Below are 24,215 nucleotides of genomic sequence, written 5' to 3' on the forward strand. Positions count from 1 at the left end.
ATGAAACAGTTGATTTCACTAAAGATCGAGACGCTTAAGCCGTTGCCCGAATCCATAACGGTGTGTGCCACGATTGACGAATCGGGTGCAGAGCACGAGATAACCGATCTGATGATCCGGCGTGCCTGTGAGAAGATGGATGCAGATCAGCTCTGGCCATACGCCAGTCATGCCTTCTGCTCACGTTCCAAGGCACTACCCGCGGGAGGGGCCAAGATAATCCCCTTCAAGCCGCGGTGTACATTGAATTGATCGACTTAGTTGGTCAACCTTAGTTGACCAACTGGTTCATTTCGAAGATGGGCAGCAGTATGCCCAGTACGATAGTCAATACGACCCCGCCCATGATCAGGATGACCACGGGCTCGAACAGACCCAGAAAGATAGCCATAAGCGAATTCAGTTCGCGTTCCTGATGTGTCGCAGCCTTCTCCAGCATACTGTCCAGTTGGCCAGATGATTCTCCACTGGCGATAAGGTGCAGCAGCATGGGAGGGAAGTAGCCGGTGCGCTCCAGAGCACTACTCAGAGTAGAGCCTTCACGAACCTGAGCCGCTGCCGCGTTTACGGCCTTGCGCATAGGGCGGTTGGTTATGACCTGTGAGCCAATATCCAGAGCTTCCAGAACAGGCACGCCACTGGCGGCCAGAATGCTCAGTGTTCGTGCAAACTGTGCGGTGTTGAAGCCACGAATGAGTCGCTTGAACAGAGGTAATTTGAGTAACAAGCTATGTACGCGAGTCTTGAAGGCCTCGCCACGCATGGCTCGCTGGAAAGCGATTACGCTGACAAAGCCCAGTCCGACGACCAAAAATCCCCACTGTCTGACAAAGGCACTGGCTGTCAGCATGGCCTGGGTCAGGGCGGGTAGTTCCTGGTCCATCCCTTCGAATACCTGGACCACCTGCGGAACCACATAGGCCAGCAGAAAGCCGACAATCAGAATGGAGGCAACCACCAGTACGCTGGGGTAGATCAATGCTTTCTTGACGGTGGCATTGGCAGCCTGACGCTCTTCGGTGTAGTCGGCAAGGCGTTCCAGAACGGCGTCCAAATGCCCGGACTGTTCACCAGCCGAGACCGTGGACTGGTAGATTTCGGGAAAGACTTTGGGATAATCAGCCAATGCCGCAGCAAAGCTATGACCTTCGAGCACTTTCGCGCGCACTGACAACAGCAGGGACTTGATGCGTGGTTTTTCGGTCTGACGACTAACCGCTGAGAGTGATTCTTCCAGTGGCGTACCAGCAGCACTCAATGTGGCAATCTGCCGAGTCAGCAGAGCGAGGTCATTGGTTTTAATGCCGCCACGGAACGTTGGAACGGATGCGTTGCTTCCCTTGCCTTTTTTGCCGTCTTTGGTACCTCGTTTGTTACGCTCACGACCGGAGGTTTCAAAAATCTCCAGTGGCGTAAGGTCCTGCTGGCGAAGCTGCTGGCGTGCAAGCCTTGCTGTGTCTGCCTCGAGTACGCCTTTTTTCTCGCGTCCACGCGCATCCAGCGCCAGATATTCGTAGGCGGCCATTAGCTCTCTCGTGTCACACGCAGTACTTCTTCCAGAGAAGTTTTGCCTTCGAGAACAAGCCGCATGCCATCTTCAGTGATACCCGGGCTCAAAGTGCGAGCGTGTCGTTCGATTTCGTGTTCAGAGCCGCCATCATGGATCATGTTACGCATGGTGGTGTCCACCTCAACGACTTCGTAAATACCCTGGCGACCGGAATAGCCGGTATGTCCGCAGACTTCACAGCCGTGTGGTTCGTACATATTGTTGACTTCTTCGGCCGTTTTCTTCAGTGAATCCAATTCTGCAGGAGTAGGAACATGAGGCCGCTTGCATTCGACACAAAGCAGTCGGACCAGTCGTTGGGCCACAAGGCCTACCAGACTTGATGACAGCAGAAACGGTTCGACGCCCATGTCCCGTAGACGAGTCACTGCACCGACTGCCGTATTGGTATGCAGGGTAGAGAGCACCAGGTGACCTGTGAGTGAGGCTTGAACGGCAATTTCGGCAGTTTCTCTGTCTCGTATTTCACCGATCATGACGATGTCCGGATCCTGTCGCAAAATAGCGCGCAGACCACGGGCAAAGTCCAGATTCACCTTGTTATTGACCTGAGTCTGACCGATGCCATCGATGTAGTACTCGATAGGATCTTCAACAGTCAGAATCGAATAGCGTGTGGTATTGAGTTTGGCGAGGGCTGCATACAGCGTCGTGGTCTTGCCCGAACCAGTAGGGCCGGTTACCAGAATGATGCCGTGAGACAGGCCCAGCCCTTTCTGCAGAGACTTCAACGCCACCGGAGGCATACCTAGCTGCTCCAGATCCAATCGACCGGCCTGTTTGTCCAGCAAACGCAGAACCACACGCTCGCCATGACCAGAAGGCAGTGTTGATACTCGAATGTCGACAGGGCGTCCGGCTACTCGCAGGCTGATACGTCCATCCTGAGGCAGGCGTCGCTCAGCGATATCGAGCTTGGCCATGACTTTCAGCCGCGAGATAATCATTGGCGCAATGGCGCGAGGCGGATCCAGTAACTTCTGCATCACACCATCGACCCGGTACCGTACGGCCAGGCGTTTTTCAAACGGCTCAATATGAATATCTGATGCTTGCTTGCGTACAGCTTCGGTCAGCATGGCATTGATCAGGCGAATGACGGGGGCATCATCCGTGGATTCGAGCAAGTCTTCGGGTTCAGGCAGGGATTCGGCCAGTTGGGCCAGATCCATGTCGTCACCGAAGTCGTCCATGATGTCCATTGCCTGGCCGGTTTCGCCTTCATAATGGCGCGTCAGGCGTGCATCGAAATCATCCGCTGATACCGGATCCAGCTTTAACGGTTGACCGGCCTTGCGCCTGGCTTCGGACAATGCGCTCAGCTGGATGCCAGGGCGGTGTACCAGCAATAGTTCACCGGCCTTGTTCTGCTCCAGAATAACGCCGTGGCGCTTGGCAAACGTGTAGGGCAGGTCGGTGAAGGTGAGTGTTCCACCGGTCGGAAGCGGCTGGCTAGAGAGGCTGCGAGTGCCTTCCGGCCCAGGGTCCTCTCCAGTTACAGGCTCTTCCGAAGGGTCGCCAACGTCAATAAAATTCACTGAAGAAGCCACCATGTTTATCGTACGAGAGTAGCGGTTCGAGGGGTCAGCGCGGTATCTGCCTTGCTGGTGTCCAGAACCTCGTCAAGTGCAGGTTGGGTTGTATCGGGCTGAGGCGCAAGTAGGTCACTAGCGTCAGAGGTCGGTAAAATAGTACCTAGCTCGGCACCTTGACGACTGACGCGCTTGCCATCGAAATACAGGTGTAATTCGGGCAGATCAGGGCGGTCGTCATCATTGAAATTCTTGTCCTGATCAAATAGTCCAAGCTGCGCGCCGCGTAGATCGTCGTATTTGCTGCGACTGTAGAAATCGGCAGTCTCTGGATCACGCAGAATGGTCGGATGCAGGAAGACCATCAGATTACGCTTCGACTTGCTGCTGGTACGATAGCGGAACAGCGAGCCGAGCAAGGGAATATCACCCAGGAAGGGGACCTTGCTGCGGGTGTCTTCGATCTGGTCATCGATCAGGCCACCTAGCACCAATGTCTGACCATCTTCTACCAGAACCGTTGTCTTGATGGATCGTTTGTTGGTCGTGATGTCCGTTGCGCCCGTGACGGCGGTGGCGCTCACATCAGACACTTCCTGTTCGATTTCCATCTTGATGTTGTCACCCTCATTGATCTGAGGTTTGACCTTGAGACTGATACCGATATCCTGACGCTCGATGGTCTGGAATGGGTTGTCATTGGAGGAGGACAGCTGCTGGCCGGTGACAAAAGGTACATTCTGGCCGACAACGATCTCTGCTTCCTGATTGTCCATGGTGACAAGTGTTGGCGTAGACAGTATGTTGTTGTCGGTATCCGAGGCAATGGCTGAGAGCAGAAAGCCAAAATCAATGCCATTGGAGCCGGCTCGGCCCAGTAGCAGAGATAGCCCCGAACTCAATGATGTACCTTCGCTGGCAATGGTGCCAATCAGGGCCTGAGTTGCGCCTCCCAGATTGGTATAGGCCGCAGGTCTGTCGCTGTCAGTGCCATTGACGGCGAAGTTGACGCCAAGCTGTGAACTGTTATCGGTTGAAAGCTCGGCAATGATGGCTTCCACCAGAACTTGCGCGCGACGAATGTCCAGCTGTTCGACGACGGCAAGGATGCTGCGCATTTCATCAGGTGCTGCGGTGATGATCAGAGCATTGGTATCTTCGTCTGCCTGGATATCGACACTGGGTCCGTCATCCTGCGTGGCACGACGAATCAGAGAAGCTGTCGGCACTTGGGCGGCTGCGCCATCGGGTGCCGCGGCAGGCGTGGCTGCGCCGCCTTCCAGATCACCGCTGGTACCGATCTGGGCCTGACCGGCAGAAACACCGGTAAGGATGGCCAGCAGGTCGGCGGCATTGGCAAAGCGCAGGTAGACAACCCGTGTATTACCGCCAGATTCCACCGGCGTGTCGAGATTGAGAATGGTTCCACGCATGCGCGTACGCGCTGCAGGATCACCACTTAGAAGAATGCTGTTGGTACGTTCGTCAGCGGCGAAGCGTACAGAGCCGGGCGTACCATCAACCTGGCCACTTCGACTTTGCAAGGACTGAACGATACGAATGACCTCGCTGGCAGAAGCATGACTGAGGCGTACCACTTCGACTTCATCGTTGTCCGGTCGGTCAATACCATTGATAATGTCGATCAGTCGATGGATGTTGGAAGCGCGGTCAGTGACGATCAGTGTATTGGTCGAGGCGTAGGCAGCCAGATGGCCTTGCTGAGGCACTAGTGGGCGCAGGATTGGCACCAGCTGTGCGGCGGGAACGTTCTCAACCTTGATAACCTGGGTAACAAGCTGATCAGAGTTGTTGTTTTCATCAGAATAGGCTGGAACCGGGCCTTGCTTGGCATTGACATCCGGTACGATCTTTATCAGATCACCGCTGGGCACTGCCGCATAACCATGGACCTGGAGTACGGAAAGAAAGGTCTCGTACAGCTCATCGGAATTGAGTGGTGCGGATGAGATGACCGTGACACGAGCCTTGACGCGTGGATCCACGACGAAGTTTCGTCCGGATTGCCGCGATACGGTCTGTATCAGTGAGTGAATATCGGCATTCTTCAGATTGAGTGTGAAGGTGCCTTCCTGCGCCTGTACGGGTGTCACAACACCTGTCAGAGCGACGGTTCCAGTGATCACTGCCGTGAGTGCAACAAAGGATGCACGTAAAGCCAGTGCCGGGATCACGCGAGGGTAGTGCCTATTAAACATTGTCATTGAGGACCGGAAGCTGTTCGCTGAGTGTAGCCGTTAATAAGAAACGGGGGCGGTTGGACATGACTTCTGTATCCTACTGAGCCAGCGAGATTGAAATGGGAACTTCGATACCGTCGCGTAAGATAACGACGTCGAGAGACTCTGCCTTGACTGCGTTACGCAAGGCGCGAATTCCCTGTTTTTGACTATTCAACTGGATATTGTTGACACTGGTAATGATATCTCCAGCCACAATACCCTGAGATTCGAGTATTTCAGGATTCTGCTTGGGGGTAATTCGGTAGCCCACCAGTTTGCCGTTTTCCTGATAGGGCTCGGCGGCAACCACGCGTCCCAGCATGGAGGGGTTGCGGGCCAGCGTATCGCGCAATTCGCGAGGGTTACTTGGTAATTCGACCGGTTGGCTGAAATCCTGTTCCTGACTCGCCTGGCTGCTGGCTCTTTCAACCGGGCGAGCTGCGGTCGGTTGAACATTCTCAGGCAGGGAAAGCTTTTCCAGCTTGCCGCGGTTGCGCAGTACGACATGATCGGTGTAGACCGCTTCCAGAGACGTCTCGCCACTGATTTTGTCACCAATGCCATAGGCATTCTGCTCGGCTGAGCCGGCGCTGATGATGGCAATAGCCTGATCTTGAGGCTCGTAGGCGAAGACCCCGGCCAGCTGCAGATTGAGACCCGTATCCTTGAGCGGCTCTTCAATCTTGACCTTTTCAACGGCCACCGGCTTTTTGCTGGCATCGCCAAACAGATGCAAGGAGGAAATTATGCCAGCCAGTTCAGTAGGGCCGGGAGAGTTGTTGGACACGGCGTTAACCGCTGTCACCGGAAGCAATGGGGCAGGGTCGGAGGCCGGTAGCAGTTTGAGCGTGATGACGGCCAGAGCCACCCCGATACCGGCCACGAGCACTGTATTGGCCAGGCGTGGAAGCCGGACATTGTTGTCGGAGGTCGCAAGCGATGATGCAGTCGCGCTCATTGATGTTGGTCCTGGTAGGAGCCTGAATAGGGCAAGGTGCCCATTGTATTGTAGTTGTGCCCGATGAGACTCTGTTTCGAGCCCAAGGTTCGTTGCCAGTATGGCACCTGGCAGTTTGATGCCTTCCAGTTACCAATATCGGTCGAACTTACGCGAATTACTAACAATATTGACGCCAACGCGGGGATCTGTGTTGTCAAATTCATGACGATACGGGAAGGCCTAAAGGAAATTGCCAACCTTTTACCGGGTTTTCGGAGAACTCACGAGTGACGTTTGTGCCGAACTATCGGCAATCAGTGTGGCTGACAGGCGTCATCACTAATCGACCCGGACCAAATGCAGTCCGGGTCTGGGGAGTAGCCGGGTAACCGGTTACACCATGTCTTTCAGGTTTTTCAGAGGAGTTACTTTGACTACTTTGCGAGCTGGCTTTGCCTTGAACGTGGCTTCTTGACCCGTGAAAGGGTTGATGCCTTTGCGAGCTTTGGTAGCTGGCTTCTTGTTGACGCGGATTTTCATCAGGCCAGGAACGCTGAAGCTGCCTGGGCCACGTGGCTTGAGGTTGTCCTGAATCAGAGCATTCAATGCGTCGAATACTGAAATAACCTGCTTGCGGCTCAGTTCAGTAGATTCGGCAATGGAAGTCAGGATTTCTGATTTTGTAGGTGGCTTCTTCACACCAGCCGCATTGACTGAAGGTGTGGCTTTTTTCTTGGCAACTGCTTTTGCAGCAGGGGCCTTTTTGGCGATTGCTTTTTTAGCTGTTGCTTTTGAAGCGGTAGCTTTTGAAGCAGTTGCTTTTGAAGCAGTGGCTCGTACGGCGGTTGCTTTCTTGGCAGTTGCCTTTTTGGCGACTGCTTTTTTAGCGGTCGCTTTTTTGCTTGCTACTGGTACTTTCTTGGCTACTGCTTTTTTCTTTGCCGCCATGGTTTATTCCTCTGCTGGATTCGGTTGATTGATAGTCATGCTGTAAATAAGGCTCGTATGGATAATGCTGTGTAGACGCACACCCATCGGCCGAGGCGCGCGAAAAATACCATACATACCGAGTTACAGTCAGCAGTTATAGAATATAAATGTAAAAAAACACTACTATTGTAGGAAAAACCATCACGAGAAACGATTTTGGCCGGTTTTTTCAGGGAATTTACTTCAGCTGTCGTTATATCAACTGAGTTGAATAAACCTGGTCTCGAAGTTTTCGGGACCAGATTCGTGTTGTCAAACAAGGCGTTCTACGCAGGCAGATCGCTTGCGATCAAAGGCCAAAAATCTGTTGCAACATTCCCAGCAAAAATATGCGAATTGCGTAGAGACCTATGATGCTGAAGAACACGGTCAGGTCCAGACCGCCCATTGGCGGCAGACGTTTGCGTAAGGGCTGCAGTATGGGAGCACTGATTGATGTGGCCAGTGAATGAACCGGATTTCCGGTAGCACCTGGTAGCCAGCTCAGGATGGCCTGAATGATCAGGGCGAATATGAAAACATTGAATAACTGGTGAATCAGATCAAGCAAGGCAAGAATCACGATCTGAGCAATTCCGATTCCACCCACCATCAGAGATTGACCCAGAGCAGGTACATAGCCGAGGCTCAGAAGCTTGAATAACAGCAGTTTCAACAGCAGCACGGAAAAGCACAGTACCAGCGATGATGTGTCGTAGCGTTTGAAGCTGGGAATGATCCGACGTAACGGAAGCAGCAAGGGGTCGGTAATTTGCACGATACTCTGTGCGACAGGGTTGTAATAGTCAGCACGAACAATCTGCATGACGAAGCGCACGGCCACGACAGTTGCATAAAGGTTGAATAAAATACCGAGAATGAAGCCGAGTGCATTGAGCGCGGGGTTGGCCATGGTGGGAGGGTCTCCGAAATACGTCAGTTATGTTGGGGCGCAGAACGAGCCCGAAATCATGGGTGCGAACAGGGTGTTCGACTCACTGGCCCACGCTGTCGTGCACAGGTGGGCGCAGTTGAATCCGATCATGCAAGAACGGGTAGAGCCAGTGCTGCAGGTTTAGTCGGGTGCCAGTTGATCACCAAATTCCACAGCACGATCATGTGCAGCCTGCATCGCTTTGTGGATAATCGCCGGCGTACCCTCTTGGTCAAACACCTGAAGTGCAGCAGCAGTTGTGCCACCCTTGGATGTCACATTTTCACGTAACCTTGAAGGTGGCAGTTCACGAGTCCTGGCCATACTAGCTGCACCGAAAGCAGTTTCTATGGCCAGCTTTTCAGCTGTTTCAGCATCCAGACCTAGTGCCGTGCCTGCGGCACACATATGCTCTATCAGGTAGAAAAAATAGGCAGGTCCGCTGCCGGATACCGCCGTGACGGCATCCAGTTTCGCTTCTGCGTCTACCCACAGTGCCACGCCGGCAGAATCCATGAGTGACTGAGCCTGCTCCCGGTGTTTGTCAGAGGTGGCAGCATTTGCATATAGACCGGTTGCACCCAGGCCCAGCAAGGAGGGAGTGTTTGGCATGCAGCGCACAATCGCTGAGCCTTCGGGCAACCATGTTTCCATGCTACTTGCCCGCACGCCTGCAGCCACTGAAATGATCAGTGGCGACATGAGTTGCTGAGTCGAGGAGTCAAAATCGGCAAATACCGAGGCATACTCTACGCAGACCGCTTCCACGATATGCGGCTTGACAGCAATAACCAACCCCAAAGGTGCGGTTGAAAATTGCTTCAACATGTCGCCCAGCGAGCTTGCTGAACGAATGCCGAAGCGTTCACTGGCACGTTCGCAGGAGGCCTGGTCAGGGTCTACAACAGCAATGCCGGAAGGTTCGGCGCCGCTGTTGATCAAGCCGCCAATAAGGCTGCTCGCCATATTGCCGGCACCGATGAATACCCACTGCATCAACTGGCTACCGTTTGGCGCTTTTCGGCCATAACTGCCAGTAGGCGATCAAATGCTTCAACAAAAGAACTGATACCGCCGCGCTCCAGCTCATCAGTGATATCGCTGAGTGAGATCCCAAGATCAGCCAGTGCCGAGATGTCGGTGTGTGCCTTGGCCAGATTGCGAAGCAATCTTGACTCGGCAACTCCGTGATCCTTGAAAGCATCCATGGTGGCAGGTGGCAAGGTGTTGACTGTGTCAGGGCCAATGAGTTCTTCTACATACATGACGTCTGAGTACTCGGGGTTCTTCACGCCGGTACTGGCCCAGAGCAAACGTTGTGGTCGGGCGCCTTCGGCTTTGAGTTTGCCGAATTGCTCGCTGCCGAACAGGTTGACGAAATGCCCGTAGGCAACCTTGGCATTGGCGATGGCGATTTTGCCCAGCAATGCTTTTGCTGCATCACTGCCATTGGCATCCAGAGCCTTGTCTACGCTTACATCAACACGGCTGACGAAAAAGCTGGCGACTGAGGCAATACGATCGATTTTATGACCGTCATTGAGTCGTCGCTCCAGGCCACGGATATAAGCCTGAGCTATTTCGCGGTAACGGGAAATGCTGAACAGCAGGGTGACGTTGACATTGATTCCGAGGGCTGTCAGTGCTTCAAATGCCTTCACACCTTCGGTAGTGCCAGGTACCTTGATCATCAGATTGGGGCGGTTGACTCGCTTGTGAAGCTCTACACCCATAGCAATAGTGCCAGCGGCATCATGGGCCAGATCGGGAGTGACCTCAAGGCTAACCATGCCATCGACACCGTTTGTTTGCTCGTAGACCTCGGCAAAGGCATCTGCAGCAGCCTGAATGTCTGGAATGGCCAGCTGGTTGAATAATTCAAGTTGAGTGATATCAGGAGACTGCTTGACGATGTCGATGATGACATTGTCGTACTCATTGGTTTTTGCAATGGCTTGTTCGAAGATGGCCGGGTTGGACGTCAGGCCCATAAGCTTGTCGTCGCGAATCATGGCTTGCAGATCGCCATCCATCAGACTCTTCTGGATGTAATCGAGCCACATGCTCTGACCGATCTCGTTGGCAGCTGCCAGAGGGTTTACTGAAGAGTTGGGATTGCTCATAACTACGGTGTCCTGGTGAGTGTGATTAGTTTAACAAGATTGGCTGTGAAACTGATGCTGTGCCCATCATTGCCAGGTGGGGTCTTGGCTGGCATGAATAGCGAAAGCTGTCATCAATCAGCACGTGCTCCGAAAATGGCAGTACCGACTCTGACAATGGTGGCGCCCTCGGCGATGGCAGCTTCAAGATCTCCACTCATGCCCATCGACAAAGTGTCCATGCCCGGGTGTTCTGATTGCAGTGAATTCAGACATTCGCGAAGACGGGCGAATGCCTGTCGTTGCTCGCTCAGTTCGGTACGAGGTGCCGGAATAGCCATGAGGCCTCGCAGCACAATACCTGGCAGAACAGCACAATCAGCAGCCAGTTGCCGGATATCGGCAAAGCTTGCACCGGCCTTGCCTGTTTCGTTATCGATATTGACTTGCAGGCATATGTTCAAAGGGGCAGAGCTTGCAGGTCGTTGATCGGACAGCCGTTGCGCCACCTTTAGTCTGTCAACACCATGCGCCCAGTGAAAATGCTCGGCAATGCTGGCTGTTTTTCTGGATTGAATCGCGCCGATGAAATGCCATTGCAGCTCAGCATCGTCGATGCTCAGAATCTTCTCCACAGCCTCATCCAGATAATTCTCACCAAAGGCGCGCTGGCCTGCATCGATGGCTTCGCGAATTGCACTGACCGGTTTGCGCTTGCTCACGGCCAGCAACTGGATGCTCTGGGCAGTGCGGCCGTAGTGCTGCGCATGCGTTGAAATGTCCTGCCGTACGGTTTCAAGGGCCGAAGCCACCGCAAGTACGCTGTTGTTGTCAGTCATGCTGGGTGTGTCTTGGTTCACGTTATACGATCTCTTCTGCAAGTTGTGTCCGATCATGAGCTGAGACAAGGGTATTGCTGGCTAACAAAACCCTGACTCTGGCCGACACATGTGAGAGTGAGGCGAGTAAGACCTGAGTGGTCATCTTGTCCAATATTCACTGGTGCGTGCAATGCGGGCACCTCGAAAAAACAAGGGTCAAGTTTCATGGATATCGCTCAACTTCTGACATTCAGTGTCAAGAACGGTGCCTCGGATATGCATCTGTCAGCCGGCTTGCCGCCAATGATACGCGTGGATGGTGACATGCGGCGAGTCAACGTCCCTGCGCTAGACCACGCAGCTGTGCAGGCCATGGTGTATGACATCATGAATGACAAGCAGCGAAAAGACTTTGAAGAGAAGATGGAGACGGATTTCTCGTTTGAAATCCCCGATACCGCGCGTTTTCGTGTCAACGCTTTCAATCAGAACCGAGGCTGCGGTGCGGTATTCCGGACGATCCCCTCCGAGGTGCTGACACTGGAACAACTGGGTGCTCCGAAGATCTTCCAGGAAATATCATCTTTGCCACGAGGTATTGTGCTGGTTACCGGTCCGACAGGCTCAGGCAAGTCGACCACTCTGGCGGCGATGATGGATTACAAGAATGATTCAGAATTGGGGCATATCCTGACCATTGAGGATCCGATTGAATTTGTTCATCAAAGCAAAAAGTGCCTGATTAATCAGCGCGAAGTACATCGAGATACCTTTGGCTTTTCCGAAGCTCTGCGCTCTGCACTTCGTGAAGATCCTGACGTTATTCTGGTTGGAGAAATGCGTGATATGGAAACCATCTCTCTGGCATTGACGGCGGCTGAAACCGGTCACCTGGTATTCGGTACCCTGCACACCAGTTCTGCAGCGAAGACCGTGGATCGAATCGTGGATGTGTTCCCGGCTGGTGAAAAACCGATGGTGCGCTCGATGTTGTCCGAATCGTTGAAGGCTGTCATATCGCAGACACTGTTGAAAAAGACCGGCGGCGGACGAATCGCTGCACATGAAATCATGATTGGTACGCCGGCGATTCGTAACCTGATTCGTGAAGACAAGGTGGCCCAGATGTATTCGGCTATCCAGACCGGCCAGTCACATGGTATGCAAACACTGGATCAGAACCTTAAAGAGCTGGTAAAGCGCGGGCAGGTGGATCTTGCCGAGGCTCGTAAAAAAGCTCAAAACCCCGACAGCTTGCAGTAGTCGGCCTGTCTGGATTCTAGTTCGACAACTAGCTTGTATAAGGGGGAATAGGGTATGGATTTGAAGGTCGCCAAGCGATTCATGGATGAGCTGTTAGTCAGTCTGCACAAGAAAGGCGGGTCTGATCTGTTCATCATCGCCGGAGCTCCGCCTTCGATGCGTATCCACGGCAAGGTAACTCCTGTCATGGAGAAGAAGCTGACCGCTGAACATACTCTGGCGCTGACGCAATGCCTCATGACCGACGCCGAGCGTGCGGATTTCAAGAAAACCAAGGAGTGCAATTTCGCCATTGCTCTGCCCAAGATTTCTCGATTTCGTGTCAACGCTCTGGTGCAGCGGGGCAGTGCGGGTCTGGTTGTGCGAATCATTCCTAACGAGATACCCAGCTTCGCCGACCTGCATATGCCCGATATTCTCACTCAGGTAGCCATGAGCAAGCGTGGTCTGGTCATTTTTGTGGGTGGTACCGGTTCGGGCAAGTCCACCAGTCTTGCGGCAATGATCGACTACCGGAATGAAAATTCCAACGGTCACATCATCACCATTGAGGATCCGGTGGAATTTGTGCATCACCACAAGGGTTGTATTGTCACCCAGCGTGAGGTCGGCACGGATACCGAGTCGTTTGAAATTGCTCTGAAGAACACATTGCGACAGGCACCCGATGTCATTCTCATCGGAGAAATACGCGATCAGAAGACGATGGAGCACGCCATTGCATTTGCCGAGACCGGGCATCTGTGTCTGGCCACCTTGCACGCGAACAATACCAATCAGGCGCTGGACAGAATCATCAACTTTTTCCCAGAAACCAGGCACAAGCAGTTATTGCTTGACCTGTCTTTGAATGTCAAGGCTTTCATTTCACAGCGCTTGTTGCCTACGCCCAGTGGTAAAGGGCGTCGAGCCGCGGTGGAAGTGCTACTCAATACGCCGTTGATGTCGGACATGATCATGAAAGGTGAAGTTCACGAGATCAAGGGCCTGATGAAGAAGAGTAAGGATCAGGGAATGCAGACCTTTGATCAGGCGCTGTTCGACCTGCTCGGTAAAAACGCCATCACTATCGAAGAGGCCATGCGTAATGCGGATTCGGTGAACGATCTGCGTCTGCGTATCAAGCTTGCTGGCGGCGGTTCATCAGAGGTGGATGACATGATCAGCAATTCGATGAGCCTGGAGGATGACGGTATGGATGATGCCTCCGGTGGCGGTGCGCGAAAAACCGGATAGCAATGTCGGCCGTTGCCAGGCAGCCTTTTTGTGCGGGGCTGCCTGTGTTCGCGATGACTGTCTGCCAAAGCACTACACTCAAGACGCGTTAGAATGCCAGCTCCTGAATTGGTCCGCCTGTGCTTTCTGATATGTCTCATCGCTCTTTATCCGCTCCTTCTATCGATACATTGACTGTCGAGGCCCTTGCACAGGCAAGGCAGCTCACAGGCATTGAAGGCGATGCACGCATTGTCGTGTCTCCCTACCGGTTCAATCCTCTGGGAGCACATATCGATCATCAGGGTGGGGCGGTGCTTGCCCGTTGCCTGAATCAATACACCATTCTGGTGTTCTGGCCGAGCGCTGACAGAAGCAGTACTGTGCATGCCTGTCTACAGCAAGGAGTCTGGCAAGACAGTCAGTTTGAACCCGAAGAGCTGGTGGAGGATCATGGTTGGGATGCCATGGCCAGAGCATCCGTTACGGCATTTGCCAATCATTCGCCCATGAGCCATGGCATCACAGCGGTGGTCACCGGGACCCTTGTCAGTGGTGGCTTGAGCTCATCTGCATCGGTTATTCTGGCCTATCTGAGTGCATTGGCCGAAGCCAATGACGTCTGCCTGAGTCCGGTCGAACTGGTGGAGCTGGCTCGCCAGGTGGAAAATGACTACCGGGGCCTTAATAACGGAATTCAGGATCAGATGTCGATCGCTTTCGGTGAGCGGGATCATCTGTCCATATTGAATGTTGAAGAGGTCAGTGCCGAGCTTGTCGCCGACCCTGATTCGATTTCCCAGGTCTGTTTTCTGATGTGCTATTCAGGTATTTCCCGAGACCTGGCAGGCTCTCCCTTCAACACGCGTGTTGCGCAATGTCTGGAGGCGGCGCGGTTGCTCAGCTCCGATGCCGCTTCTCTGGGAGAGGTTCCGCTTGCATTGCGTACCAAGGATGCGATCGAACAATTACCGTCGATACAGGCTCGTCGTGCCCGGCATGTCTATTCGGAGATGCAACGGGTGCGTGATGGTGCGCTTGCCTGGAAATCGGGTGACTGGCAAGCCTTCGGACAGATGATGAATATGTCTTGTCAGAGTTCAATCAATGATTATGAAAGCGGCAGCGAATGGCTGATTGCTCTGCATGAGATTGCTTCGCAGTTGGAGGGGGTTTACGGAAACCGCTTCAGTGGCGGAGGGTATGGAGGTTGTTTGTTCATGCTGGTAGATGTGGAGGCTGTCGAGCAGATCGCCGATACTCTGCTGGAGCGTTATCTGGCGCGATATCCTGAATTGCAGGGCGAAGCTCGCATCATGATTGCCGAGTCCGAGAGTACCGTCAGAATCGTCAGCCCGGATTCCCTAAATTCAACATCAGTTTCCCATGGACAATAACAACATGAGTCATGAAGTCGTGAAAAGGGCTGTGCTTCTGGCTGCGGGCCGGGGCAAACGTCTTCAGCCTCACACTGATATCACACCCAAACCACTGCTGATACATAAAGGCAAGCCGACACTGGACTACCTGCTGGACTCATTACTGCTTGCAGGTATTGAGGAGGTGGTGCTGGTTACTCACCATCTGCACGAGCAAGTAGAACACTACGCAGCGTTGCGTTCTGCCAATCACAAGCAGCAAGTACGGTGCGTTTACCAATCACATCTGTTCGGTACCGCACATGCATTGCAGGCGGTCATTGAATCAGCACCGGATATTGTGGCTGCACCCTTTGTGCTTAGTGCAACAGATTATCTGGTTCCACGCGAGTTCTTTGGTGATCTGCTGCAGTTTCATGGTTCGCACGCAGGCGAATGCAGCGTCAGTATGAAGGAGCTGGATGCTGCGGAGCTTGCCAGTCGTTCCAGTATCAGATTCAACGACGATCAATCGATTGCGGAAATAGTCGAAAAACCTGCAGCAGGTACAGCTCCCAGTTCTACAGGTGCGAATCTGACGTTTATATTACCGCCGGATATCATCCCTGATGTTCAAAATGTTCCGGTGTCGGAGCGTGGTGAACAGGAAGTTCAACACGCTATCAATGCCTGGATCAGTCGTGGCGGCCTGGCGTTTGGTCTGGTACAGGCAATTCCACCCGAATGGCAGCCATCATGACGTGCCATCACCAGGCGGCATCACTACTAGTGATGGCCTCGTAAACGCTGAGCCGCAGTTCGGGTGAACAGCTCTCCGCTGGCAAGCCACTTGTTCAAATGCCTGCCTGGGCGGCGGTGGCGATGTCCATGGTCTGATTGAAGCAGGGATTCCAGTGAATCACCGACCGTGCTGAATAGCTTGTCAGGTGCGTAGCTGGCCAGCCAGGCCTGGCGGGCTTCTTCACCACGATCGTGAGCCTCGTTGGCCAGAGAGCTCAGCAGACCGGGAATAGAGCTGACGCGGCGCTCCTCTACCTGAATGGCAAAGCTCCAGTCAGTCTCTGATGGCGGTGTCCATAGATCCGAGATGATCACCGGCACGCGACCGGCCTCCAGTGTTTCGTACAGTCGAATAGATGAGGTGCCGATGCCTCGCGGGCACAGAACAAACTGGCTGGATGAAATCGTACGGGCGTACTCCCGGCCACGAATCTTCATTTCAGTTTCGTCGCTATTCCAGACATTGAAGTCAGAGGTATCACGGACTAGCCCGTCCGGGTGCTTGAGCCGCATAATGGGGCGTCTGCAAGCATGGCTCATAGAGCCCATGAATGAGTACAGATAAGGTGTTTCACGATCCTCGGAGTAGACGTCGCTCACATAGGGGTTCGGTGAATACAAGTACGCACAGGCACGATGACGTGCGGTGTCGATATGTCGCTTGGACAGGCAGCAATACAGCCCTGGCAATATATCCCAGGGACGATCCATTTCGTTGTACATGAACACCTTGCCCGGGTAGCGTTCTACATGGGGGTGGTGCATCAGCTGACTGAAGAACAGATCATCGAACTGCGTGTTTTCAACGAACAGGATTGCGTCCGCTTCCTCAGCGTCAGCGCAGATCTGGTGTTTTCCTACGGTGTCCATGGGCGCATAGGCGCATAGTGCATCAAGACCGGTGTGCCTGTCGTAGGCGGAAGTTAGAAGGATTTTCATGTCAGGTCCAGGTGTAGTTCTGCTGCCTCATATGAAATTTATATCCATATTTGGCTAAGCTGTATATCGACGATACGCCCGTAAAATTCACTTAACAGGCATCTATTTGTCAAAATGACTGTGAGCAGCATCACTACTACTCGATAGTGTGAAGCCATCGAATTTTTTGCAGCTGACAATTTTCAGTATTAATTCATTGCTTGTGAGGTTCATCCCAAATGTGAATGGCAGGTGAATCAAAGCACTCTGCCAGAGCCTATTTCAATCCTGCCCGCGACATAATCAGAACACCTGAAACCTTTAGATTATCTTGCGAGTCGCGTATGCATCGTTGTCACTATTTGTTGTTTTGCTTGTCTTTGGCTCTGGGCACAGTGTCTTCCCAGGCGTTCGCCGCAACAATCAATGGTGAGCTGTTCAAGTGGCATCCTGTGGAAATCGATTTCACCGGGCCGCTTGCCAGCGAGGCAGATACATCACCCAATCCCTTTCTGGATTATCGTCTGACAGTTGAATTGACGAGCCCGTCAGGCAAGGTAACGAGGGTTCCGGGATATTTTGCCGGTGATGGACAGGGGCATGGTCGCGGGAATATCTGGCGTGCACGCTTTTCTGCGGATGAAGTTGGGCAGTGGCATTATCACGCGCTCATACATAGCGGTTCTGAAATCGCTCTCAGTCTATCGCTCGATGAGGGTCTGGAGATCGAGCTGACGGGCAGTAGCGGTGATATGCAGATTGCTCCGGCACCCTACGATGCGCCTGAATTCTTGCGACATGGCAGGCTGGAATACGTGGGCGAGCATTATCTGAAGTTTCGCGACGGACCCTATTGGATCAAAGGTGGCACGGACAGCCCGGAGAATCTCCTGGGTTTTAGCGGTATTGATGGCACGTTTGATCAAGGCGGTATAGATGAGCTGTTTTTGCACGACTACGCTGAACATCGCGGAGATTTTGTTGAAGGTGATCCTTTGTTCACACATTCGCAAACGGGCGCAGATAGCCGTGGTCTGATTGGTGCGCTCAATTATCTGGGAGCTCAAGGAGTCAATTCTGTCTTTTTTCTACCGATGAACCTGGGTGGCGATGGGCAGGATACCTATCCCTTTGTCGGGGCAAGCAAAGAGCGTTTTGATAAAACGCACTATGACATCAGTAAACTTCATCAGTGGAATCAAGTTCTGGCGCATGCCCAACGTCAGGGGATTGCGCTGAACATTGTGCTGAGCGAGACAGAAACTGCCAATGAGCAGTGGCTGGATGATGGGGCACTGGGCGTCGAACGCAAACTGTTCTTTCGAGAGCTGGTTGCTCGTTTCGGTTATCTGCTGGCTGCGAAGTGGAATCTGGGCGAGGAGAATGATTTTCCGCGGGTAGAGCTCGACAAGCATGCTGATTATCTGCAGGCATTGGATTGGAGTGGCAAACCGATTGCCGTACATACGCATATCAACCAGTTTTATCGCTACGGTGAGATCGTGGGCGACTCGCGCTATGGTGCCAGTTCGATTCAGTACGATGAGCAGTTTGCGGGGCAGTTTGTTGAGCAGTGGCGAACCAACTCGGCCAATGCTGGCCATCCCTGGGTGCTGGACATGGATGAAAATACCAATGGTCTGACACCCGAAAGCAATGCCGATCGACGTAAGCAGATTCTCTATGATGTACTTTTCAGTGGCGGCAATATCGAATGGTATTTTGGTTACCATCCACAGCCGATAGGCGGAGATATTGATGCGGGCGACTTTCGTCAAAGAGAGTCCATGTGGCAACAGATGAGATTTGCCCGGGAGATGATGCAGAACGAGCTGCCATTTTGGGAAATGGAGCCTGCTGACTGGCGTGTATCCGGAGACAGCGATGCCTATGGCGGTGCCGAGGTGTTCGCTTTGATGGGTGAAGCCTATGCCATTTATCTGCCTCAATCCACGGGTGCCGAAGTGCTCAACACGGGGAGCGTCAGTGGTCGGTTCGGGCTGCGTTGGTTTGATCCGAGAACCGGGGCGATGAGCAACGGTTCACAACAGTTGAGTGCCAGTGACAATCTTGCTCTGGGGTCTCCTCCTTACTCCATGGGCGAAGATTGGGTCGTGTTGATAAACCGCCTGGATCAGGCCATCGAGCAGGATGCGGTCTCGCAGAGCAGTAACGAGGCGCCAGTATTCAATGCATTGCCCGAACGCACAGTGTCCGTGGGTGAGTCTGTGTTGATTAAACTGACAGCCACCGATAGTGACGGTACTTTTCCTAGTGTAACCGTCGGTGCTTTGCCTGCTGGGATGAAGATAAACGGTCCGGGTAATGGCCTGCTGGAACTGATCTGGACAGTTCCGGGCGATGCTGCTGCCGAGTCTGTGGTTGAACTGATTGCCATTGATGCTCTGGATAGTTCACTGAGAAGCACGCAGCAACTGATCATTAATGTGCGTGGGGGTGAAGCGGGCCTTGCTGAGACAGGCAATCCACTTATAGAGAGTTCGCCGGATGCGACCCTTCGTGATCTTGCACCAGTCTTTGAAACAATACCCTTGCAACAACTGGAAGCAGGCCGTGTTCTGGCATTGCGAGTGATCGCCAAAGGCGCTGACGGTGCCCCTCCCGCACTAATGCTTATTGACGGCCCGGAAGGGGCAGCCTTTGTCGACAATGGTGATGGTACCCGAACCTTTACCTGGCAGACCCGAGCCAGTGATACAGGCAACCGCACAATTACGTTCATGGCTCGGGATCATGAATTGGCAAATCTGGTTTCAACACTGCAAGTTGAGGTGCAGATCACGCCTTGATTGAGCGGGCTGAAGCTGGCTTGAATCATGACGCGAACCCTAAGGCTGGTTGGGAAGATTGCCGATAGTTGAACATGAAACCCATATTGTATTTATTGACCAGCCTGATGCTGCTGGCTTCTGCACCTGTCAGTGCCGAGCAGTCTCAGGTTGAGGAATGGCAGTTGCTGCAAAGCACTGACGGTTCAAATCTGACTGCTCGTCATGAGGCGGCGGCCGTGGTGCTCGGCGATGATATCTACCTGATGGGAGGACGGGGCAATCGGCCTGTTGAGCGCTATTCCCTGATCACCGGGCAGTGGGAAAACCTGGGTCTTGCGCCTCTTGAGTTGCATCATGCACAGCCGGTTGTCATTGGTGATGACATCTATATTGCTGGTGCGTTTACCTGCTGTTATCCGCGTGAAACCAGCGTGGCAGAAATACATGTTCTGGACACTCTGACAAACACCTGGGATGTCGTCGGTAGCTTGCCGCCTGAGCGTGTGCGTGGCAGTACAGCTGCTGTCGTCTACTCAGGCAAACTGTATTTGCTGGGCGGTAATACACAGGGGCATGATGGTGGTGCCGTGGCGTGGTTCGACGAATATGATCCGGTTTCCGGTCAGTGGCGAATTCTGCCGGATGCACCCAACGCCCGCGATCATTTTTCTGCGGTAATGGCAGGCACCGAACTGGTCGCAGCATCCGGAAGGCAGACAACGCAACCCAATCCTGCAGCCAATCCTGTCTCGGTCGTGGACATCTATGATTTCCAGACGGGACAATGGCGCAGCGGTGCACCGATACCTACCGTTAGAGGTGGGGCTGTGGTGGCCGCTTATGGGGTGGATGTCATCGTGGCAGGTGGTGAAATCAATACCTCCGATCTGGCATTGAATGTTGTCGAGGCTTACGATCTGAGCAAGGACGCCTGGCGCAGCTTGCCGACCATGATCAGCGGTCGGCACGGTAGCGGCGGGGGCATCTCCGGCCAACAGATGTATATGCTGTCGGGAGCTAACCTTATTGGCGGTTCGACCGAAAGCGACGATTCTGAAACGCTGCAGCTGCATGAAATGATCGTAATTGAAGAACCCGTTGAACCCGTTGAACCCGTTGAACCCGTTGAACCCGTAGATCCCGTAGATCCCGTAGATCCGGATGTCGATGAAATTGAGCCCGAAGAGCAGGGTGAAGATTCAGACGGTGAGCCGGTTTCAAGCTCCGGCGGTGGAGGGGCTTTTGAGCTGTCTATGTTGCTGTCCTTGTCAGGACTCCTGCTTTTACGCAGGCAACGTCGAAAAGGCTCTTGCTTTGCCTGATCGGTCAGTTTAGGGTTGGCCCCTGATTCGGGCTAATGGAAATTCTTGACTGCTGTGTTGAAGACAATCAATCCGCTACTGAATGCCGATATTCTGTATGCCTTGGCCTCCATGGGGCATGGCGATTCAATTGTTCTGTGCGATGCCAACTTTCCAGGTGAGAGTGTCGCGCGCAAGACCTCTCTGGGACGCTTGTTACGTGTCGACGGTGCCAGCGTTGTTGAAGTCGCTGAGGCTGTACTCTCGCTGATGCCTCTGGATAATTTTATTGATGATGCTGCGCAGTGCATGGAGGTTGTCGGTGCTCCCGATGAATCACCGCAGGTGCAACGTGAGGTTCAGGCGGTCATTGATGCTAACGAGAATGAGTCGTTCAAGCTCATGCCGGTCGAGCGGTTCGCCTTCTATGCCAAGGCCAGTTCAGCTTATGCCGTTATCGCCAGTGGTGAGAGGCGCTTTTATGGCTGCTTCATACTGACTAAAGGCGTCCTGGCGCCAGAGGCCTGAGAACTCAGTGGCACAACTCTATTTCTATTATTCGGCCATGAATGCCGGTAAATCGACAGCGCTCCTGCAGTCTGCTCATAACTACCGTGAGCAGGGCATGCAGGTGGCTTTGTATACCGCCGCAATCGATGACCGCTATGGTCAGGGTGTTATTCGCTCCCGCATCGGTTTGCAGGAAAATGCTCTGCAGTTCGGCGATGACACCGCATTTTTCGAGCCTATCGAGCTGCAGCATCTTGATACACCGCTGGCGTGTGTCTTGGTGGACGAGGCACAGTTTCTATCTCGCCAACAAGTGGATGAGCTTGCCAAGGTGGTGGATAAACTGGATATACCCGTGTTGTGCTTCGGCATACGCACAGATTTTCAGAGTGAGATGTTTCCCGGCTCGTCCCGATTGTTAGCTATCGCAGACAAGATTCAGGAGCTCAAGACCGTTTGCACTTGCGGTCGCAAGGCGACCATGATCGTGCGCCTGGATGAATCCGGACAGATCGTCGCTGCGGGTGATCAGGTACAGATTGGCGGTAATGATCGCTACGTTTCAAAATGCAGGCGGCATTACCGGGAGCTGATGGATGGCGCCAGTTAGGGGTCGTGAAATGATAGTTAATTATTTCACGATCCCTTAGCTTCCTGATCAGTCCTGGCCGAGAGTCTCGCGCAGGCTTCGAGTGAAGGCCGACATGCTGGATCGCTGCATGAAGACGATGGGCTTGTCCTGTCTGGCACAGAGCGTTCGTGCTTTCTGCATGGCGCTGTGACTGATGCAGTTGGTCGGGCACATCACGACATCGGCCTGGCTGACCAGCTCGGAAATGCGGTGAGGGCAGGTTTCCCGGCCGCCATCATGATGGAGGAATCGTCCGTCACATGACTCCACCAATGCTTGGAAATGTCTGCGTTGCTGCGCCTTGCCGCCCAGGTAGAGTACGCACTGACCGCATAGCTTCAAATCCCCTGCGGTATTGGCAGAGGCGGTTTTCGGCATAGGCAGAGGGGGGGCAGATTGTTCTGCAACCAGAGTTTGCTGGAAAGCTTCCAGATGGGAAATGGTCTGAGTCTGCTGTTTGACGGTCTCTTTTTCAGCACTCAAGCTATTCTGTAGTTCGCTGAGACGATGGAGCAACTGCTCCATGCGAGGATCGTTGGCTGCCCGAGCCGATGAATCGTTTGTGATTGTTTTCTGTTCGAGTCGCTGAGCTTCCAGCATCTGCGCCTGAAGGCGTTGGCCTTTGAGTTTTTCCTGTTCTGTCAATCGTGTCTGTTCGCGCAGGGCATCGCTGGTGCTCTGATAGCGCTGTCTCAGCGTCTGTACTTCTCGAGTCAGGGAGTCAATCTGGCGATCTTGTTTCGAGAGTCTGCCACGATCAACACAGGTACTGGCCCCGGATAAATGCGACATCATTTGACATCCTCCTCTCCCTGAAGAAAGAGGATTCCCACTAAGGAGCGCAATGTCCTGCGCCGAGACGGAGAATATTTCGAGCCGCGTTAACGTCACGATCATGCTGAACACCACATTCAACACATTGCCAGTCTCTTACCGAAAGAGCTCTTATTCCCTGCGGTCCGCACAGGCTTCCGCATTCGGAGCACGCTCGCGTGGTATAGGCTTCATTGATTTCTCGGTAGACAATACCGGCCTGCTGGCTCTTGTAGTCGAGCATTGTCTTGAAGCTGGCCCAGCTTGCGTCAAGCGCAGACTTGGCCATCGTGGTTTTTGTCAGCTTCGAGCTACTGACATCTCCCACGTAGATCTCGCCGCATCGATTGACCAGATTGCGGCTGTCTTGCCCCTTGGGACACGTGCGATCAACCGAGACACAGATGCAAAAATACCATCGACCGCGAGCATCCTCAGTGAAACAACCTGCCCTGAACCTGTATTGGCAAGACCGAAGCTGTCCCATACCTTGAAGTGAGAACCTGCAAAGAAGACCTGCCCGTGCTTCCAGTGAGCTGCCCGAGCCTTGAAGGGCACCCATCCCAACGAGCGTTTATCGCCAAAACTCTTGCGCCACCTCAGCTTGCGACGCTTTGCCGAATAGCGTTTGCTGGCGTAGTGTTCGGCCGTTTCCTGAATCGTACTGCTGCCAATGTGCTCGAACTGCTTCGAGGCACCCACCGTGTAAGCAGAGAAGTCAAATCCGGACATCCACCGACCACGCTCCCGAATCATACGATCAGACAGGTCGTTGCAGTAGTTCCATACCTGATTGACTTCTGTCGCCATGCTGCGCAAAAGCGGCGCATGGCGATCTTTTACCCTGACTTTGAGAACCTTGATGCATGTTGATTTCACAGCTCGATTGTATAACCGTTCCGCCCCCATTCACCCAGAAGAGTCAACAATAACTGACTATATATACAGCATTCCAATTCCTCCCCGCCCTGAACGACGGGGTATCCTTGGAATTGAAGGGATGAACCTGTCCGAAGACAGTGATGATGATGATGCTGCGCGTGGCCTGGGGGTGTGTGATGAGGGCCCACAGGCTGCCAGCAACATTGCCAGCCTTCCAGCCACTGTTCCAGAGTTCGCTGAGGGCTTCGGCGTCCTTGGCAGCACGAAACTGTTTGACCGTCAGCGCAAACTTTTGCTCCAACTGTTTTTGTAATCTGATTGTCAACGGGTGCTTGTTGTTCGCCGCACTCTCAACGGCCAGTTGATGAATGTCATAGTCGCTTTTGCCGGCAACCGGCAAACCCGCCTTGGAACCCAGTTGACGTACCTCGCTCAAGCTCAGACAGGTGCCGACGATCATGCAGTGCCAGCAATCCTGCAGTTCCCACAGCTTATAGCGGGCACGGCGAGGCTCAAGCTGATTGAGCTGTGGTTGATAAGTCAGTGGGCTCACTGACAGATCGGCCGCAAGCGGTGTCCCGTTCAACGGGTATTTTAGTGGGTTATCCAATTAGCGATGC

Annotated in this window: 23 protein-coding genes; 9 read left to right on the top strand and 14 right to left on the bottom strand. The window is 53.4% G+C overall.

Features of this window, described 5'->3' with window-relative positions:
• A complete protein-coding gene (locus IMCC3135_RS05750) occupies positions 1-252 on the top strand; it encodes a hypothetical protein (RefSeq protein ID WP_088916734.1) in 252 nt (83 codons plus the stop codon).
• Between the two features lie 19 nt (positions 253-271).
• Here IMCC3135_RS05750 and gspF read toward each other — a convergent pair whose 3' ends face one another.
• From gspF to IMCC3135_RS05795, 9 genes are all read right to left on the bottom strand, one after another.
• Positions 272-1,525 (bottom strand): type II secretion system inner membrane protein GspF, encoded by a 1,254-nt coding sequence (gene gspF, locus IMCC3135_RS05755; RefSeq protein ID WP_088916735.1) that lies wholly within the window; start codon positions 1,523-1,525, stop codon positions 272-274.
• Positions 1,525-3,108, bottom strand: coding sequence for a type II secretion system ATPase GspE (gene gspE, locus IMCC3135_RS05760; RefSeq protein WP_418251418.1), 1,584 nt, complete (start codon positions 3,106-3,108; stop codon positions 1,525-1,527). The genes gspF and gspE overlap by 1 nt, the downstream gene beginning before the upstream one ends.
• A gap of 17 nt (positions 3,109-3,125) precedes the next feature.
• Entirely contained in the window at positions 3,126-5,327 is a 2,202-nt protein-coding gene (gene gspD, locus IMCC3135_RS05765; protein ID WP_088916737.1) for a type II secretion system secretin GspD, read from the bottom strand.
• 73 nt (positions 5,328-5,400) lie between these two features.
• Entirely contained in the window at positions 5,401-6,303 is a 903-nt protein-coding gene (gspC, locus tag IMCC3135_RS05770) for a type II secretion system protein GspC (RefSeq protein ID WP_088916738.1), read from the bottom strand.
• A gap of 375 nt (positions 6,304-6,678) precedes the next feature.
• Positions 6,679-7,233 carry an HU family DNA-binding protein gene (locus IMCC3135_RS05775; protein ID WP_088916739.1) on the bottom strand — a complete coding sequence of 185 codons (555 nt, stop codon included), beginning with the start codon at positions 7,231-7,233 and terminating at the stop codon, positions 6,679-6,681.
• Between the two features lie 331 nt (positions 7,234-7,564).
• Complete coding sequence (locus tag IMCC3135_RS05780) at positions 7,565-8,167, bottom strand: YggT family protein (protein WP_088916740.1); 603 nt, start codon at positions 8,165-8,167, stop codon at positions 7,565-7,567.
• A gap of 162 nt (positions 8,168-8,329) precedes the next feature.
• The gene (proC, locus tag IMCC3135_RS05785) at positions 8,330-9,184 is read right to left on the bottom strand and encodes a pyrroline-5-carboxylate reductase (protein ID WP_088916741.1); all 855 of its coding nucleotides are present in this window, start codon (positions 9,182-9,184) and stop codon (positions 8,330-8,332) included.
• Positions 9,184-10,311, bottom strand: coding sequence for a transaldolase (tal, locus tag IMCC3135_RS05790; RefSeq protein WP_088916742.1), 1,128 nt, complete (start codon positions 10,309-10,311; stop codon positions 9,184-9,186). Before tal ends, proC begins: the two co-directional genes overlap by 1 nt.
• 113 nt (positions 10,312-10,424) lie before the next feature.
• Positions 10,425-11,129 (bottom strand): YggS family pyridoxal phosphate-dependent enzyme, encoded by a 705-nt coding sequence (locus IMCC3135_RS05795; RefSeq protein ID WP_088921700.1) that lies wholly within the window; start codon positions 11,127-11,129, stop codon positions 10,425-10,427.
• Positions 11,130-11,336: 207 nt separating this feature from the next.
• On the opposite strand from IMCC3135_RS05795, the gene IMCC3135_RS05800 reads away from it, so the two are divergent.
• From IMCC3135_RS05800 to IMCC3135_RS05815, 4 genes are all read left to right on the top strand, one after another.
• Entirely contained in the window at positions 11,337-12,374 is a 1,038-nt protein-coding gene (locus IMCC3135_RS05800; RefSeq protein ID WP_088916743.1) for a type IV pilus twitching motility protein PilT, read from the top strand.
• A 54-nt stretch (positions 12,375-12,428) separates the two neighbouring features.
• Positions 12,429-13,610, top strand: a complete 1,182-nt coding sequence (locus IMCC3135_RS05805; protein WP_088916744.1) for a PilT/PilU family type 4a pilus ATPase — start codon at positions 12,429-12,431, stop codon at positions 13,608-13,610.
• A 131-nt stretch (positions 13,611-13,741) separates the two neighbouring features.
• On the top strand, positions 13,742-14,986 hold the full coding sequence (locus IMCC3135_RS05810) for a galactokinase (protein ID WP_088916745.1): 1,245 nt from the start codon (positions 13,742-13,744) through the stop codon (positions 14,984-14,986).
• Positions 14,976-15,707, top strand: a complete 732-nt coding sequence (locus tag IMCC3135_RS05815; RefSeq protein ID WP_088916746.1) for a sugar phosphate nucleotidyltransferase — start codon at positions 14,976-14,978, stop codon at positions 15,705-15,707. The genes IMCC3135_RS05810 and IMCC3135_RS05815 overlap by 11 nt, the downstream gene beginning before the upstream one ends.
• Positions 15,708-15,733: 26 nt before the next feature.
• On the opposite strand, the gene IMCC3135_RS05820 is transcribed toward IMCC3135_RS05815, so the two are convergent.
• Positions 15,734-16,687, bottom strand: a complete 954-nt coding sequence (locus IMCC3135_RS05820; protein ID WP_088916747.1) for an exostosin domain-containing protein — start codon at positions 16,685-16,687, stop codon at positions 15,734-15,736.
• 374 nt (positions 16,688-17,061) lie between these two features.
• Between IMCC3135_RS05820 and IMCC3135_RS05825 the strand changes: the two genes are divergently transcribed.
• The 4 genes from IMCC3135_RS05825 to IMCC3135_RS05840 all read left to right on the top strand — a co-directional run bounded on the left by IMCC3135_RS05825 (position 17,062) and on the right by IMCC3135_RS05840 (position 21,879).
• Positions 17,062-19,476 carry a DUF5060 domain-containing protein gene (locus IMCC3135_RS05825; protein WP_169727412.1) on the top strand — a complete coding sequence of 805 codons (2,415 nt, stop codon included), beginning with the start codon at positions 17,062-17,064 and terminating at the stop codon, positions 19,474-19,476.
• A 74-nt stretch (positions 19,477-19,550) separates the two neighbouring features.
• Positions 19,551-20,780 (top strand): Kelch repeat-containing protein, encoded by a 1,230-nt coding sequence (locus tag IMCC3135_RS05830; protein WP_088916749.1) that lies wholly within the window; start codon positions 19,551-19,553, stop codon positions 20,778-20,780.
• 54 nt (positions 20,781-20,834) lie between these two features.
• The gene (locus IMCC3135_RS05835; protein ID WP_088916750.1) at positions 20,835-21,287 is read left to right on the top strand and encodes an RbsD/FucU family protein; all 453 of its coding nucleotides are present in this window, start codon (positions 20,835-20,837) and stop codon (positions 21,285-21,287) included.
• Between the two features lie 7 nt (positions 21,288-21,294).
• Positions 21,295-21,879 (top strand): thymidine kinase, encoded by a 585-nt coding sequence (locus IMCC3135_RS05840; RefSeq protein WP_088916751.1) that lies wholly within the window; start codon positions 21,295-21,297, stop codon positions 21,877-21,879.
• Positions 21,880-21,927: 48 nt separating this feature from the next.
• Here the strand turns inward: IMCC3135_RS05840 and IMCC3135_RS05845 are convergent, their stop codons facing one another.
• Genes IMCC3135_RS05845 through IMCC3135_RS05855 form a run of 4 tightly spaced genes read right to left on the bottom strand, consistent with a single transcriptional unit; the run spans position 21,928 to position 24,205 of the window.
• A complete protein-coding gene (locus IMCC3135_RS05845; protein ID WP_157735790.1) occupies positions 21,928-22,695 on the bottom strand; it encodes a DUF2325 domain-containing protein in 768 nt (255 codons plus the stop codon).
• A 37-nt stretch (positions 22,696-22,732) separates the two neighbouring features.
• Positions 22,733-23,041 (bottom strand): transposase, encoded by a 309-nt coding sequence (locus tag IMCC3135_RS34935; protein WP_236994749.1) that lies wholly within the window; start codon positions 23,039-23,041, stop codon positions 22,733-22,735.
• Positions 23,014-23,592 (bottom strand): hypothetical protein, encoded by a 579-nt coding sequence (locus IMCC3135_RS34940; protein ID WP_236994750.1) that lies wholly within the window; start codon positions 23,590-23,592, stop codon positions 23,014-23,016. The genes IMCC3135_RS34935 and IMCC3135_RS34940 overlap by 28 nt, the downstream gene beginning before the upstream one ends.
• A 43-nt stretch (positions 23,593-23,635) precedes the next feature.
• Positions 23,636-24,205 carry a hypothetical protein gene (locus tag IMCC3135_RS05855; protein ID WP_157735791.1) on the bottom strand — a complete coding sequence of 190 codons (570 nt, stop codon included), beginning with the start codon at positions 24,203-24,205 and terminating at the stop codon, positions 23,636-23,638.
• Between the last annotated feature and the right edge of the window lie 10 nt (positions 24,206-24,215).

The sequence above is a fragment of the Granulosicoccus antarcticus IMCC3135 genome (genome assembly GCF_002215215.1).
GTDB lineage: Bacteria > Pseudomonadota > Gammaproteobacteria > Granulosicoccales > Granulosicoccaceae > Granulosicoccus > Granulosicoccus antarcticus.

Coding starts and splice junctions, on each gene's coding strand:
- IMCC3135_RS05750 (WP_088916734.1), top strand. CDS start 1: ATGAAACAGTTGATTTCACTAAAGATCGAGACGCTTAAGCCGTTGCCC.
- gspF (WP_088916735.1), bottom strand. CDS start 1,525: ATGGCCGCCTACGAATATCTGGCGCTGGATGCGCGTGGACGCGAGAAA.
- gspD (WP_088916737.1), bottom strand. CDS start 5,327: ATGACAATGTTTAATAGGCACTACCCTCGCGTGATCCCGGCACTGGCT.
- gspC (WP_088916738.1), bottom strand. CDS start 6,303: ATGAGCGCGACTGCATCATCGCTTGCGACCTCCGACAACAATGTCCGG.
- IMCC3135_RS05775 (WP_088916739.1), bottom strand. CDS start 7,233: ATGGCGGCAAAGAAAAAAGCAGTAGCCAAGAAAGTACCAGTAGCAAGC.
- IMCC3135_RS05780 (WP_088916740.1), bottom strand. CDS start 8,167: ATGGCCAACCCCGCGCTCAATGCACTCGGCTTCATTCTCGGTATTTTA.
- proC (WP_088916741.1), bottom strand. CDS start 9,184: ATGCAGTGGGTATTCATCGGTGCCGGCAATATGGCGAGCAGCCTTATT.
- tal (WP_088916742.1), bottom strand. CDS start 10,311: ATGAGCAATCCCAACTCTTCAGTAAACCCTCTGGCAGCTGCCAACGAG.
- IMCC3135_RS05795 (WP_088921700.1), bottom strand. CDS start 11,129: ATGACTGACAACAACAGCGTACTTGCGGTGGCTTCGGCCCTTGAAACC.
- IMCC3135_RS05800 (WP_088916743.1), top strand. CDS start 11,337: ATGGATATCGCTCAACTTCTGACATTCAGTGTCAAGAACGGTGCCTCG.
- IMCC3135_RS05805 (WP_088916744.1), top strand. CDS start 12,429: ATGGATTTGAAGGTCGCCAAGCGATTCATGGATGAGCTGTTAGTCAGT.
- IMCC3135_RS05810 (WP_088916745.1), top strand. CDS start 13,742: ATGTCTCATCGCTCTTTATCCGCTCCTTCTATCGATACATTGACTGTC.
- IMCC3135_RS05815 (WP_088916746.1), top strand. CDS start 14,976: ATGGACAATAACAACATGAGTCATGAAGTCGTGAAAAGGGCTGTGCTT.
- IMCC3135_RS05820 (WP_088916747.1), bottom strand. CDS start 16,687: ATGAAAATCCTTCTAACTTCCGCCTACGACAGGCACACCGGTCTTGAT.
- IMCC3135_RS05830 (WP_088916749.1), top strand. CDS start 19,551: ATGAAACCCATATTGTATTTATTGACCAGCCTGATGCTGCTGGCTTCT.
- IMCC3135_RS05845 (WP_157735790.1), bottom strand. CDS start 22,695: ATGATGTCGCATTTATCCGGGGCCAGTACCTGTGTTGATCGTGGCAGA.